This window comes from Methanothrix soehngenii GP6, from assembly GCF_000204415.1.
GTDB classification, from domain to species: Archaea; Halobacteriota; Methanosarcinia; order Methanotrichales; family Methanotrichaceae; genus Methanothrix; species Methanothrix soehngenii.
Genome location: NC_015416.1, coordinates 2824187 through 2838000, shown reverse-complemented (window position 1 = coordinate 2838000; position 13814 = coordinate 2824187). Strand labels below are relative to the sequence as shown.

At 52.5% G+C, this 13814-nt stretch carries 12 protein-coding genes; 7 read left to right on the top strand and 5 right to left on the bottom strand.

What is annotated here, in order from left to right; genetic code table 11:
- The first annotated feature begins 63 nt into the window (after positions 1-63).
- From serA to uvrC, 4 genes are all read left to right on the top strand, one after another.
- Entirely contained in the window at positions 64-1641 is a 1578-nt protein-coding gene (gene serA, locus MCON_RS14235; RefSeq protein WP_013720633.1) for a phosphoglycerate dehydrogenase, read from the top strand.
- Between the two features lie 26 nt (positions 1642-1667).
- Positions 1668-2462: a hydroxyethylthiazole kinase gene (gene thiM / locus MCON_RS14230; RefSeq protein WP_013720632.1), complete on the top strand. Its 795-nt coding sequence runs from the start codon at positions 1668-1670 to the stop codon at positions 2460-2462.
- The gene (gene thiE / locus MCON_RS14225) at positions 2459-3058 is read left to right on the top strand and encodes a thiamine phosphate synthase (RefSeq protein WP_013720631.1); all 600 of its coding nucleotides are present in this window, start codon (positions 2459-2461) and stop codon (positions 3056-3058) included. The genes thiM and thiE overlap by 4 nt, the downstream gene beginning before the upstream one ends.
- Before the next feature lie 106 nt (positions 3059-3164).
- Positions 3165-4724, top strand: coding sequence for an excinuclease ABC subunit UvrC (gene uvrC / locus MCON_RS14220; RefSeq protein WP_013720630.1), 1560 nt, complete (start codon positions 3165-3167; stop codon positions 4722-4724).
- A gap of 126 nt (positions 4725-4850) precedes the next feature.
- Here uvrC and MCON_RS14215 read toward each other — a convergent pair whose 3' ends face one another.
- Together MCON_RS14215 and MCON_RS14210 are read right to left on the bottom strand one after the other, a co-directional pair.
- Positions 4851-6458 carry an FMN-binding glutamate synthase family protein gene (locus tag MCON_RS14215; protein WP_013720629.1) on the bottom strand — a complete coding sequence of 536 codons (1608 nt, stop codon included), beginning with the start codon at positions 6456-6458 and terminating at the stop codon, positions 4851-4853.
- Positions 6459-6530: 72 nt separating this feature from the next.
- Complete coding sequence (locus MCON_RS14210) at positions 6531-6785, bottom strand: hypothetical protein (protein ID WP_157863845.1); 255 nt, start codon at positions 6783-6785, stop codon at positions 6531-6533.
- A gap of 263 nt (positions 6786-7048) precedes the next feature.
- Between MCON_RS14210 and MCON_RS14205 the strand changes: the two genes are divergently transcribed.
- Together MCON_RS14205 and MCON_RS14200 are read left to right on the top strand one after the other, a co-directional pair.
- Positions 7049-8758, top strand: coding sequence for an AMP-binding protein (locus MCON_RS14205; protein WP_013720628.1), 1710 nt, complete (start codon positions 7049-7051; stop codon positions 8756-8758).
- Between the two features lie 302 nt (positions 8759-9060).
- Positions 9061-9948, top strand: a complete 888-nt coding sequence (locus MCON_RS14200; protein WP_013720627.1) for a sulfide/dihydroorotate dehydrogenase-like FAD/NAD-binding protein — start codon at positions 9061-9063, stop codon at positions 9946-9948.
- A 29-nt stretch (positions 9949-9977) separates the two neighbouring features.
- Here the strand turns inward: MCON_RS14200 and MCON_RS14195 are convergent, their stop codons facing one another.
- The 3 genes from MCON_RS14195 to MCON_RS14185 all read right to left on the bottom strand — a co-directional run bounded on the left by MCON_RS14195 (position 9978) and on the right by MCON_RS14185 (position 13433).
- Complete coding sequence (locus MCON_RS14195; protein ID WP_013720626.1) at positions 9978-10229, bottom strand: hypothetical protein; 252 nt, start codon at positions 10227-10229, stop codon at positions 9978-9980.
- Between the two features lie 239 nt (positions 10230-10468).
- On the bottom strand, positions 10469-11800 hold the full coding sequence (locus tag MCON_RS14190; RefSeq protein WP_013720625.1) for an ABC transporter substrate-binding protein: 1332 nt from the start codon (positions 11798-11800) through the stop codon (positions 10469-10471).
- A 235-nt stretch (positions 11801-12035) separates the two neighbouring features.
- Positions 12036-13433 (bottom strand): hydroxymethylglutaryl-CoA synthase family protein, encoded by a 1398-nt coding sequence (locus MCON_RS14185; RefSeq protein WP_013720624.1) that lies wholly within the window; start codon positions 13431-13433, stop codon positions 12036-12038.
- 134 nt (positions 13434-13567) lie between these two features.
- Between MCON_RS14185 and MCON_RS14180 the strand changes: the two genes are divergently transcribed.
- Positions 13568-13786, top strand: coding sequence for a dodecin family protein (locus tag MCON_RS14180; RefSeq protein ID WP_048132622.1), 219 nt, complete (start codon positions 13568-13570; stop codon positions 13784-13786).
- Positions 13787-13814 lie beyond the last annotated feature (28 nt).

Genomic DNA, 13814 nt, shown 5'->3' with positions numbered 1-13814 from the left:
AGTGTGCTCTCGAAAGGATCAAATCCTTGTACGTCTTTAGCCCCCGAGGAAGAAGGTATGATCATGAAGGTTCTTGTCAGTGATTCATTAGCAGAGGACGGCGTGAAGAGACTGCAGTCGGGTGCTGATGTCGATGTTATCACCAACCTCTCTCCAGAGGAGCTCATCCAGAAGATCCCAGACTACGATGCCCTGGTAATCCGTAGCGGAACCAAGGTAACGGCTGATGTCATCAATGCCGCGAAAAGGCTCAAGGTAATAGGCAGAGCCGGTGTGGGCATAGACAATGTGGATGTAGAGGCCGCGACCAAAAAGGGGATCATCGTTCTCAATACCCCCGGCGGAAATACCATCTCCGCAGCCGAGCACACCATCGCCATGATGCTGGCCCTGGCCAGGAACATACCCCAGGCAAACTCCGCCCTGCACCAGGGCGAATGGAATCGCAAGAAGTACACAGGTGTCGAGTTCTTCAACAAGACCCTGGGCGTCGTCGGTCTGGGCCGGGTGGGAGCAGAGGTTGCCACCCGCATGAAGTCCTTTGGCATGCGAATCTTAGCCTATGACCCCTTTGTGACTGAAGAAAAGGCCCAGCAGATGGGGCTGACCCTGGCGAACCTGGAGACCGTTCTGCGTGAGGGCGACTTCATCACCGTCCATACTCCCCTTACCAATGAGACCCGCAACCTGATCGACGATGACGAGTTCAAGATCATGAAGGACGGGGTTCGCATTGTGAACTGCGCTCGAGGCGGTATCATCAACGAGGCCGCTCTTGCCAAAGCTGTGGCCGAAGGAAAGGTTGCAGGAGCGGCGGTCGATGTCTTCACCAAGGAACCTCCCACCGGAAACCCCCTGCTCGGGCAGGAGAGGATCATAACCACTCCCCATTTGGGAGCTTCTACCGCCGAGGCCCAGGTCAATGTCGCCTTAGCAGTGGCAGACCAGATCCTGGCCATAGCTAAAGGCGGACTGCCCACCAATGCCATCAACATGCCTGCCATATCACCGGAAACGCTGGCGGTCATGGAGCCCTATATGATGCTGGCCGAGAGGATGGGATCGCTGCTCGGACAGATGGTTGGCAGCGGTTTTGAGAGCTTGGAGTTGATCTATAGCGGAACCATTGCCGAGAAGGATACGAGACCCGTGACCATATCAGCCATCAGGGGTCTTTTGGGCTGCCTGATGGGAAAAGACAGCATCAACTTTGTCAATGCCACCACGACGCTCAAAGAGATGGGCGTGAAACTTCTGGAAAGCAAGACCGAGTCGATAAATGGATACAGCAATGCCATAACCATGAAGCTCACCAAGAACGGCGTGATCAACATGGTTCAGGGCACGGTCTCAGGAAACAAGGAGAAGCGCATTGTGCAGCTTGATCTCTACCGGACCTATATTCCCACAGAGGGTGACATGGTGATAGCAGTCATAGATGACAAGCCGAATATCATTGGGCCCTGCTGCGTGGTTTTGGGTGAGGGCAATATCAACATCGGCTCAATGCATGTAGGGCGTATGGACGAGGGTCAGCCTCAGCTCATGGTACTGAGCGTCGACCAGATGGTACCCGATGATTTGATGAAAAGGCTATTGCAGGTTCCAGGGGTGAAGAGCGCCAAGATGGTGGAGCTGTAAAGCCGACGAAAGCAAGGAGATGTCGGATGATATTAGATGCAGCAGAGGTTCTTGAGAGGGTGAGAAGGGATAAGCCCCTGGTATGCCACCTGACGAACTTCGTCACCATTTACGATTGCGCCAATATCGTCAAGGTCTTTGGGGCTTCTCCGGTAATGGCACATGCCAGGGAAGAGGTAGCCGATATGGCAAAGATAGCCTCTTCTCTGGTCCTGAATATCGGCACCCTCACCACGGAATTCGTTGAGGCCATGCTGCTTGCCGGAATTAGCGCCAATGAAAAAAAGATACCCGTGGTCCTTGATGTCTGCGGCGCCGGAGCGACGAGGTTCCGGGACGAAAAATGCCAGGAGATCTTAGATGCAGTCGAAGTAAGCATCATCAAAGGCAACTCGTCCGAGGTCGCCCGCATCGCAGGAGAGGATGTCAAAACCAGGGGAGTTGATGCCGCAGATATCGAATCAAACCTGCTGGGGGTGGCCCATTCTCTTGCCGGGGAGCGAGGTTGCACTGTGGTCATCACCGGCAAGGATGATATCGTGGCCGATATGAAGAGAGCGATATGGGTGCATAACGGCCACCCCATGATGGCCAATGTAGTGGGCACAGGGTGCATGGCCACATCGGTGATTGGAGCATTTGCGGCCGTCGAAACTGATCATGTCGTTGCTTCCGTCTCCGGGCTGATCTGCTATGAGGTGGCAGCAGAGATCGCGGCCCTGGTTGCGGCTGGACCGGGATCATTCAAGGAGAACCTATATGATGCAGTCTACAACCTGGATTCCGAGACCATAAGGAGAATGCAGAGGATAGAAGATTGAAGGGATACTATTTCATTACCGATTCGAGATTGAGCCGGGCGGGGAACATCAGCGATGTGATGGAGGCTGCTTCTTGCAAGGTTGATGCAGTGCAGTACAGGAATAAGAATGCTGAAACCCGGGAGATGTATGAGGAGGCCCTGCACCTGAGAGAGATCTGCCGGGACCTAACCTTCCTGATAAACGACCGAATAGACATCGCTCTTGCCGTGGGCGCAGATGGCGTCCATCTGGGCCAGACGGACATGCCCTGCAAAACTGCCCGCGAGATGCTGGGGGAGGAGATGATCATAGGGGTGACCGTCCACAGCTTGTTCGAGGCTCTGGTGGCAAAGAGAGATGGAGCCGACTATCTTGGTGTTTCGCCGATATTTCAGACGGCGACGAAGTCCGACGCGGGAAAGCCCGCAGGGATTGCTCTCATCGAAGAGATCCGGCGGAAGATTGACATACCACTGATAGCCATTGGAGGAATCAATCTCTCCAACGCCCCGGAGGTCATCGGGGCGGGAGCGGACGGCCTGTGTGCTATATCCTGTGTCGTTGAAAGCGATGATGTGAGCGCCCAGATCAAGAGGTTCCAGGATCTGTTTTGAGCGATCCATCGCCCCATTCGACTGTGAAGAGCATAGCAGAGTGAGAGCGGCTAAGCAATAGGCATCCCGAATCCCAGGCAGATCAATTGCATCCAACGGCAAAATCATGATATCCTTAGATTCTCTTCCTCATCTTCCCGGATGCTACCTTTTCCGGGACAGCCCTGAAGAATGGGGCAATATCATATATGTGGGCAAAGCCAGAGACCTCAAAAAAAGGATTTCCAATTATTTTCAGAAGCAGAACCACAGCCCAAGGACGGCGGCCCTGGTGGCAGCCATAAAAGGGGTGGACTTCATAGTCACAAATACTGAGGTCGAGGCGCTTCTCTTGGAGAACACCCTCATTAAAAAGCACCAGCCCCGCTATAATATCAAGCTCAAGGACTCCTCCCGCTATGCCTCAATTCATCTGACCGATGAAGAGTTCCCCCGGATCAGAATCTCCCGCAAAGCCCAGGGCCCGGGCTCATTTTATGGTCCCTTTGTATCGGCCAAAGAGAGGGGATTCGTCTACCAGATAGTTCGCAAAGCCTTTGGCCTGCGCACCTGCAAGCGCCTTCCCAAGAGGGCGTGTCTTCGCTATCATCTCTGCCACTGCTCAGGCCCCTGCATAGGCAAGATAACGAAGAAGGACTACCAGGCAAGGGTCCAGAGAGCTAAATCAGCCCTGAGCGGCAGGACGGCTGAGCTGATCAGCTCTATGAAAGAGGAGATGACGGGCCGGGCCAATCGGCAGGATTTCGAGCGGGCCATAGAACTGAGGGATGAGATCAATGCACTTGATCGGCTTCAGGAGCGGCAGAGGGTTGAACAGAACCGCAAGTATGACCAGGACATCATCAGCTACTTGATGGATAAAGAAATCGTCTATCTCATGCTCTTCAAAGTCTATCGGGGCACACTGGCGGGAAAGGAGGAGTACCAGTTTCCCTCCAGCGAGGACTTTCTGGAGGAGTTCGTTGTGCAGTACTACTCGGAAAACGAGCCTCCAGAGGAGCTGATCGCACCGGAGCCATTCGATGATTCTCTGGAGGAATTCCTAGCTCACCTGAAGGGTAAGAAGGTTCGGGTCACCGTCCCCAAGCAGGGGGAGAAAAAAGAGCTTCTCTTGCTCGCCCAAAAGAACCTGGAGATCAGCGTCTTCGGCGATCGGGCAAAGCTAGTAGCTCTGCAAGAGGCACTGCACCTGCCCAAAAAGCCCGAGGTCATAGAGTGCTTTGATATCTCCCACCTGGCCGGCTCATTTGCCGTGGGCTCGATGGTCCAGTTCCGGAGCGGTAAGCCGGACAAAAGCAACTACCGCCGCTTTAAGATCAGAGATGTTCAGGGTGGAGACGACTTCGCCTCCATCGCCGAGGTGGTGCGCAGGCGCTACTCCCGGCTGAAGAAGGAGAATAAGGAGCTTCCGGACCTGATTGTCATCGACGGTGGCGCAGGCCAGCTCAGCTCAGCCTTAAAGGAGCTGCGGGAGATGAGGGTTAAGGTCCCCATCATATCTTTGGCCAAAAGAGAGGAGGAGATCTATGTTCCAGGGCTGGACGGGCCACTGGATATAAAGAAGAATGAAAAAGCATCACTCTATCTCCAGGAGATCAGGGATGAAGCCCACAGGTTTGCCATCGCCTATAACAGATTGCTTAGGAAGAAGGCATTGACAGAGTGAAGAGGGTTAGCCCGGCCCCAGGTTCCCTCTATCCCGCAGTCCGAAAAGGAGGATAGATAAAGGAGAGCCATCCGTGGCAACCTCCTTCATCGAACTGCAATCACAGCATAGATCATGAATCCCACCTCATTCGCTTATCGTTATCCAGGCGTCGAGGATTGCCTCTGCCTCGTCGCGGTAGGCATTCATCACATAATCTATTCCTGAGACCCGGGCCGCCTCCTCAGTGAGCGCCATCAGATCCTTTCGGGAGACGGTAGAGAGACGGAAGTTCCTCGATCCGGCCATAAGCTGCTGCATTCCCGTCTTGAACTTCTGGCAATAGGTGTAAAGGGCCACTGCTCCACAGGGGATATCCTTCATATCATTGCCATACTTGGCATGAAGATCCTCGTAGGAGACGAATATCTCCTCCGGCCGGCTGCCGTACTTGGAGACGCTGGCCGGCAGCTCTCCTTTCTCGAGCCATTTGCCGATGTTCTTTCCTACCATTCCCGGAATCATCAGCGCCCGGCCCATGCATATCGCTTTTACGAAGGGCGCGCCCATGGCAATGGACTTGAAGACACCATCCTCAGTGGAAAAGCCGCCGGCCATAGCGATATCTGGCACCTTCTTCCCCCGACGGGATAGCTTGGTGGCAAACTCATAGACCAGCGCCTGCAGGTAGAAGGTGGGAATGCCCCATTCGTTCATCATCGGCCAGGGGCTCATGCCCGTACCTCCAGGGGCACCATCGATGGTGAGAAGGTCGATCTTGGCCTCAGCTCCATAACGGATGGCCATGGCCAGCTCAGCCATGCTGTAGGCCCCTGTCTTCAGGGTGATGCGCTTGAATCCCAGGCCGCGAAGCCGGTCAACCTCATCGAAAAAGCCATCCCTGGAGACGAAGCCCAGGCGAGAGTGCCTCTCGAACTCCTTTATCGCTCCGGACTTGTAGGCCATCTGCACCTCCAGGTTCCCTGGATCGGGCTGAACCATATAACCCCTGGACTTCAGTTCCAGGGCTCTTTCCAGGCGGTCCACCTTGATCTCCCCGCCGATGCACTTAGCTCCCTGGCCCCACTTCAGCTCTATTGTCTCCAGGCCGTGCCGGGAAGAGACATACTCTGCCACCCCCAGGCGGGTGTCCTCTACATTCATCTGCACCAGGATCTCTCCCCAGCCCTCATGGAAGCGCCTGTAGGTCTCGATCCTCCGGTCCATCTCCGGAGACCTCTGCACCTGACCATGACCATCCAGCACCAGCTCGGGGTCCACTCCGCAGACGTTCTCCCCGCAGACGATGGTGATGCCGGATATAGCGGCACCGATGGCGAAGTGCTCCCAGTTCTTCCGGGCGATATCCGTAGACCCCAGAGCACCGGTGAATATGGGAAGCTTCATCGAAACCTTGTCAGACCAGCCATATTCGGTGGAGACATCCACATTGGGAAAGATGGACGTGTCCGGTCCCGGTTCCACCCCCTCGGGAAGGCCGAAGGCTCCCACGGCATAACCCTGGATGTTGAGGTGGGAATAGTCGAGGGGGTAGTTCTTGTCCGCTCCAGCGGTCATATCTCCGAATGGTCCTGGATACAGCACCTCTCTTCCCCTGAAAGAGGCCAGCCAGGTCTCGCAGCCACCTTTGCAGCCATCTATGCATCTGGTGCAGATTCCTGACATCGGCACCACATTTCTTGATCGGTTGAATGTTCCTGTTGCTTCATTGGCATTCGGTCTTCTTAGATTCATCCTTGATACCTCTGATTATAAATATGCAGACTGCTTGGCTTATTCATTAAAAAAAATAAAATTTATTGGCGCTCAAACAAACACTTTATCCGGCCTTTCTATTCTGGATCTCACTGGCAGCAAGCTGTTATTTGCTGCATCTTTCTCAGATAGATGCATCTCATGAAGCCTCCAGAAGGGCTCCGGGCTCCTCAGCCTCTCATCAATTCCCTCTTCCGGCAAAATCAGATCCCAGGGCTTCATGCACAGCCTGAAAATATTCGTATTCATCATTGCGCTTGCTTTTGGCGAATAACCTGCCCATGTGGTCCAGCCTCTTGCTCTCATGATCCATTCACCTGAGCAAATCTCTCTCTGGCCTTTACTTAGTTATTTTTGAGAATTGATCATAATTATTCATATCATAAATCTTATGAATATTTCGTAAAACATCATAATAAAAAATTGGTATATGTAAGATGCCCGAGAAATCAAAGGCACGGGGATAACGAGGGCGGGGATGAGCATATGCTAGCGGACTGGACTCATAAATGAAAAAAGCGAAAAAGAGCAGATACAATTATATTCCCTGAGGGATTGAGAAAAGCTCCATGCCAGGCAAAATCTCCCACAGCTATGCATTTCGCGGCTCAGAAAAACCGCTTATTGGAAAGACCATTGGGGATATGTTCGACGAGATTGCTGAGAAATATCCGGATAATGATGCACTTGTCTCCATTCACCAGGGAAAGAGATACACCTATCGCGAGCTGCAAAAGGAGCTAAACCGGACGGCAAAGGGATTCATAGCTCTGGGGCTGAAGAAGGGCGACCGCCTGGCCATATGGGCGACGAACATAGCAGAATGGATCATCACCCAGTATGCCACTGCCAAAGCGGGAATCATTATGGTGAACATCAACCCCGCCTACAGGACCCATGAGCTGGAGTATTCCCTCCGCCAGTCCGAGGCTCAGGTCCTCCTCCTCATGGACCGGTTCAAGAGCTCGGATTACGTCAAGATGTTCTATGAGGTATGCCCTGAGGCCCAAACCAGCAAACCGGGAGAGATCCACTCCGAGAAGCTGCCCTTCCTGAGAACAGCTGTCCTGATCAGGGGAGAGAAGCAATCCAGCATGTACACCTGGGAGGAAGTGCTCCGCATGGGAGAGGAGATTCCAGATGAGGTTCTGGCGGAGAGGCAGGCGAGCCTTGACTTCGACGATCCCATCAACATTCAGTATACATCGGGCACGACAGGATTTCCCAAGGGCGTGGTCCTGACCCACCATAACATACTGAACAACGGCTACTTCATCGGAGAGTGCATGAAATTCACGGAAGAAGACCGGCTATGTATACCGGTCCCATTCTATCATTGCTTTGGCATGGTTCTCTCCAATATGGCCTCTGTGACTCACGGGACCGCCATGGTCCTGCCGGCAGAGCACTTCGACCCCGTATCCACCCTTTCCGCGGTAGAAAAGGAGCGCTGTACCGCGGTGCATGGAGTTCCCACCATGTTCGTGGCTGAGCTTGAGCACCCCGATTTCAGCAAGTTCGATCTTAGCAGCCTGCGCACGGGAATCATGGCCGGATCGCCCTGTCCCATTGAGTTCATGAAAAAGGTGAGCACCCTGATGAACATGCGTGAAGTGGTGATAACCTACGGCCAGACCGAGTCCTCCCCAGGGATCACCATGTCATCCACCGATGACTCCCTGGACCTGAGGGTCTCGACTGTGGGAAAGCCCATGCCCCATACAGAGATGAAGATCGTGGATCCGAAGACGGGAAAGATCGTTCCCCGTGGGGAGACGGGCGAGATCTGTGCCCGAGGCTATATGATCATGAGGGAATACTATAACAATCCCGTGGCTACGGAGCAGTGCATAGACGAAGAAGGCTGGCTGCATACCGGAGACCTGGGGACGCTGGACGAGAACGATTACTGCAAGATAACCGGCAGGCTCAAGGACATGGTGATTCGAGGAGGAGAGAACATCTATCCCCGAGAGATCGAGGAGTTCCTCTATACTCACCCCGCCATCAGCGATGTGCAGGTGATCGGCGTTCCGGACAAGAAGTATGGCGAGGAGCTGATGGCCTGGATCAAGCTTAAGAATGGCGCATCTGCCAACCAAGAGGAGATCAAAGCCTTCTGCAAGGGCAGAATCGCGCACTTCAAGATTCCCAGATATATCAAGTTCGTGGACGATTTCCCCATGACGGTCAGCGGAAAGATTCAGAAGTACAAGATGAGAGAGGATTCGATCAAGGAGCTGGGTCTGGAGGAGGCGGCGGAGATGAAGACGGCCTGAGCGGGGGGGTGGACGCTCTTTTGCTCCTCAATTTTTTTAAGCCCTCGGTGGCCCATCTCTCTTTCTTTCCTCTTCATCATTTATGCTCAAGGCTTTGAAGATTTAGGGGCGCAAATATTTCCCGCAAACAATAATATCCTGCAAATTTCACTGTAAGATCCTCACGCTACTTACTTCTGTCTGGAATGATAAGCCAATTGTTATATCTCATAACGAGATACACTACTTCTCAATAATCGAATCAATTTCATTTATCTGCAAAAACAGAATGGCATTAGACTGGCAAATCGCCAGGAGGCGGGATGAACAGGATAGTTCGGCGAGAGGAGATGGCAGGGGGGAGGATGGTGCTCAATGAGATTGAGGCGCCAAAGATCGCCCGCACCGCCCAGCCCGGGCAGTTTGTGATGCTCAGGGCAAATGAATTAGGGGAGAGGGTGCCGATGACGATCTCGGATGCCAATCCGGAGATTGGGACCATTACCATCATATTCTCCGTTGTGGGCTGGTCCACAGCCCTTTTCAAGACCCTTCAGGTGGGAGACTCCTATCAGAATGTGGTTGGACCCCTGGGCCGACCTACTGAGATGGAGGCGGTGGGGACGGCGATATGCGTTGGCGGGGGCACGGGCGTTGCCGTTCTCTATCCTATTGCCAGGAAGCTCAAAAGCAGAGGAAGCAGGGTGATTAGCATCATCGGAGCAAGAAATGAGGAGCTGATCATCCTGAGACGAGAGATGGAAACAGTCTCCGATGAGCTGCTGGTCTGCACAGATACCGGCACCATTGAACGTAATGCTCTGGTCACTGACCTATTGATGGAGGTGCTGGATAGGGAGACTCCGGATGTGGTGGTGGCTATCGGACCGGTGCCCATGATGAAGAGGGTTAGCGAGATCACCAAGCCCCTCGGGATCAAGACCATAGTTAGCCTGAACCCCATCATGATCGACGGCACGGGAATGTGCGGCAGCTGCCGGGTGGAGGTTGACGGCCAGATGAGGCTGGCCTGTGTGGAGGGCCCGGAGTTCGACGGCCACAAAGTGAACTTCGATCTGCTCATGGAAAGGCTGCAGTCCTTCCAGGAAGAGGAGGTGCAGGCCCTGGAGGCTCACGGAGTGACTGAGCTGCACAGCTGCAGGATGGAAGAAGTGATCCGGAAAAAGGAGAGGGAGCTGGAAAAGGACTGAAGAGTGACATAAATCTGCAAAAAGAGCGCTCAGCCATCCAGCCGGAACTCCCGCGGCCAAAGACCATCTCCCTTCGAGCGATCAGGGATGATTAGAGCCTCTTCTAAACGGCCCAGAATCATCTCATCCACCTCCGACGTCCTGATCCTGAAGACCTCAGCCAGGATCTCCTTTGCCGTCTCCAGCTCCAGAGCCGCATGGTCTGCTTGGCGGGAATTGCTGCCGACGAGATATTTCTGGGGGCGGGCCAGCTTTTCCATGATGGATGACAGTGCTTCCATGGAGAACAACTGCTACGTATAAGATTAAGTACTTTTGCCGAAAAACAATATCTATAAACCATTTTTACATAATAGAACGTGTGAATAAGATACATCACACTTTATTTAATGCGCCGTTGACCGAAATGAAGCGATTTCAAGGATTTGCCAAGCACAACGATCGAGGTCCCTCTACTAGGCGCAGGAGTACTGCAAAAAATTATGAGATTTCAGGGAACACCAGCGCATTCTCTGAGGTCTCAAATCTGGCCCGCAAATCTATCTGGTATCCCAGCCAAGCCGCCTTCGATCTCAATAGGCGGATAAGCAAATACTCCATGCTCATTTAGGTCATAATCCAGATGCTGGAACCTGCTGAGGTACTCCTGATGAATCTTTTCTGGATTCAAGTCCAGATCGGGATAGATCCACTTTGCTAGATATGCCGCCCCTACTATCATAGACTGGCTGTAGGAGAATAGCTTGTACTCCATCATATAGACCCGGCCGTTCTTAACCGCATTGACCTCTGCCAACTCTGGTCGGCTTAAAAAGTCCTCCCTCTCTCTTGCCATCTGAGATGGATCGTCCAGATCATAACCGGCAAATGAGCCTCCCCCTTTCGCCTCTATCAGATTGGATGCAATGATGATGATATCGGGATTCTGCTCTATCACCCATTCCGTATCTACCTCCTCATAATCTTTCGTCGGCAACAGCTGACCGATGGAGTTTACGGGTATCAGTGTCATCAGATCATCCATTCCGGTTGTGCCTCCCTCTCCTCTGTATACGCCAAATACGCCGCCGGGCTTGGGAAGGGCAACGAGGACGCGAGGTCTATCATCAAGGGGTATCTCATCGACCTCCTCCTTGATCTTGTTTATGCAATTATCATGCCATTTTATATATTCCTCTGCCTCATTCTCCTTGTCCAAGATATAACCGAGCTTTCTGATATCACGGGAGGAGTTGAGGCCCCAGAGCTTTGAATGGATCAGATTGATTCCCGGTAGCTTCTCGCGATCCTCTTTGTACCATCCCAGAAAGATGTCGGGATTCATGCTTAGGATATACTCGTTATCAAGCTCACTGGTGCGTGTATCTGCGACGTAGGGCAGACGGCTCAGCTCAGGAAAGAAAAGTGAATTCTCCTGAAAATTTTTGCATCCCACGGCAAGTATCATATCGGTTGAATCAAATATGCGAAGAACTTCAGCAGAGTCAAAAAACCGGGTCAAGACGGTTTTAACCGGTTTTTTAATCGTCACTGCATTATATTCATCCCAGTTGCTCTCCGAGACGACTGTAAGCTCCTCCTCTTCCCCTCTTATTATCTTCTCGATCTGAGTTATGTCATCTTCATCGATCTTGCCATCATAATTGGCATCGGTTAGGTTGTTAGACGTCATTCTACCAGCGATGACCTCCTGAGTGTATGCAATGTCTTTTTCATCTATCCTGTCATCCAGGTTGGCGTTACCAAAGACTCCTAATGCGGGTCTCTCATCATCCCGATCGCCCGAGGTCGCACTGAAGGATGCAACTAGGGATATCAGTATGCACAGTATGCTTCTCCAATGTCTTCTCATGCCATCACATTAGACATTTAGTGTTAATTAGTATTAATTTTGCAAATATTATTAGTATATATTATAGCTTTCGGTTGCATTCTCACATATTCAAGGGAAAGATGATGGAAGCATTGAGTTAATAAAGATCTGATTTTTCAGAAGAAGGAAGATCCCGAGCATCACGGGAATTTGAATCAGCTGATCCCATTAAAAAAAAAGTGCAGTTCTCCGACTGCAGCCTACGATTTCAGCCTCAACTCATATACTCGTAATGCCGGTATCCCTGGTGGTCGATCTGGGCCAGAGCGAACTCCCCTGAAGGCTGGATCAGGCTCTCCTTTCTCACTCCCTCATGCAGCAATTCATACTCCTCCAGGGATATTTCCCTTCTCTTCTCCAGCCTCTCAAACAGGTCCCTTGACGGTACAGAAGAGAACTCCGAGCTGACCCGCGCCGAGAAGACCAGGGCTGAACATCCGCTTCCGTAAGCCCCAAAGCAAAGCCTCTCATGCGCTCGAAGCTTCTGCAACTCCAGGAGGCTGGCCAGGCCCAGATAGATCGAACCGGTATAGATATTCCCAATGGAACGAGAGAGAGCTGCCGAATCTATAACCCTGGCATTATAAGCCTCCAGAAACTGCCTGGACCGAGCAAAGCTCCGGGCATAGCGGGCCAGGTCGAGCCGATACCTCTCGAGATCATCATAATTTCCAGCCTCGGGCTCCGGTCCGATCTCCGCCTCAACATCACTCCACCGGCTGCTGTTCTTCCAGTCTTGCCGGAATATAGCGGCAGATGCATACTCGATCATTCTGGGATAAGGGATATGGAAGAGAAGGTGGTCGATCCAGTCGGTGGTGCACTCCCCATTCTTTGGACTGATTATGCCCTTGCGAGCAGCTTTGGCAGCAAATGATGCAAATGCTCCCTGCATGGCATCGAGGTAACACTGGTTGCTATGCTTGCCATTGACCGTGGCCATTGTGCAGCCTGTCGGGCGGAAGAAGTCGTTTTCATCCCGAGTAAAGCAGCCATAGATCTGCTCTAAAGCGGCAATCCTCGGATTTTTCTTGACCAGCAATGAGACGCTTCCTGCCCCCTGAGTGTATTCTCCAGAGGAGCCCAGTGGGTATTTGGCCACATCAGAGGCTATGACCACCCCGACCCTTTCGCCCTCATCGGCAGCCACCCAGTAGCTGATGCTCTCCAGAGCCAGAGTTGTGCCGATGCAGGCCGACTTGAACTCCACCGTGGAGCAGTGCTGAAATGAGCCAGGGCCATATACCTTCTCCAGCATGCCGATGACATAGGTTCCAATCGCTTTGGCCTCGTCGACCGCAGACTCCGTGCCAATATGAATTTTTCCAATATCCTCGGGCAATAGGTCGCAGCGGCGCATCAGTTCGAGAAGTGACATGGCGGCCATGGTGGCTGCGTCCTCATGGGCATCGGGAATGGCCATCCTCTCTATTCCGATTCCTCGGGTGAGCTTGCCTGGATCGATCTCTCGCCGGCGGGAGAACTCCCCCTCTAAAGGAAGGTAAAGCTGGGGAATATAGACTGCCAGGTCGTCAATTCCCACCGCCTCCTTGAATGGAGAATTGCCTGAAATTGAAGCGCTTTTCGAAGAATTGCCAAAAATACCGGTCACTATAGCCTCTCTCCTTTTAGCCAGAGGTTGGAAGGATATTATTTCAGGCTTTTGCTGCTATTAATCGAAAAAGATCAGGAAAATATATCAACTAAAAGAACCAATAATTGATTAAAATTTAAGGAGTGAAGGATATGACCGGAGACGTATACAAAGTAATTGAGCTAGTTGGGACCTCGACTACCAGCTGGGAAGATGCCGTCAAGACAGTAGTCGACAGGGCAACCAAGACCCTCAGAGACCTTCGCATTGCTGAGGTCAAGGAGCTGGACGTCAGGCTGGATAATGGGAAGATCGCCGAGTACAGGGCGAAGGTCTGCCTCTCGTTCAAGTACGAGGGAGAGAGCGATTAGATCCGGCCAGGTCTGTCAATTGAACTGA

Coding starts and splice junctions, on each gene's coding strand:
- serA (WP_013720633.1), top strand. CDS start 64: ATGAAGGTTCTTGTCAGTGATTCATTAGCAGAGGACGGCGTGAAGAGA.
- thiM (WP_013720632.1), top strand. CDS start 1,668: ATGATATTAGATGCAGCAGAGGTTCTTGAGAGGGTGAGAAGGGATAAG.
- uvrC (WP_013720630.1), top strand. CDS start 3,165: ATGATATCCTTAGATTCTCTTCCTCATCTTCCCGGATGCTACCTTTTC.
- MCON_RS14215 (WP_013720629.1), bottom strand. CDS start 6,458: ATGAATCTAAGAAGACCGAATGCCAATGAAGCAACAGGAACATTCAAC.
- MCON_RS14210 (WP_157863845.1), bottom strand. CDS start 6,785: ATGAGAGCAAGAGGCTGGACCACATGGGCAGGTTATTCGCCAAAAGCA.
- MCON_RS14205 (WP_013720628.1), top strand. CDS start 7,049: ATGCCAGGCAAAATCTCCCACAGCTATGCATTTCGCGGCTCAGAAAAA.
- MCON_RS14200 (WP_013720627.1), top strand. CDS start 9,061: ATGAACAGGATAGTTCGGCGAGAGGAGATGGCAGGGGGGAGGATGGTG.
- MCON_RS14195 (WP_013720626.1), bottom strand. CDS start 10,229: ATGGAAGCACTGTCATCCATCATGGAAAAGCTGGCCCGCCCCCAGAAA.
- MCON_RS14190 (WP_013720625.1), bottom strand. CDS start 11,800: ATGAGAAGACATTGGAGAAGCATACTGTGCATACTGATATCCCTAGTT.
- MCON_RS14180 (WP_048132622.1), top strand. CDS start 13,568: ATGACCGGAGACGTATACAAAGTAATTGAGCTAGTTGGGACCTCGACT.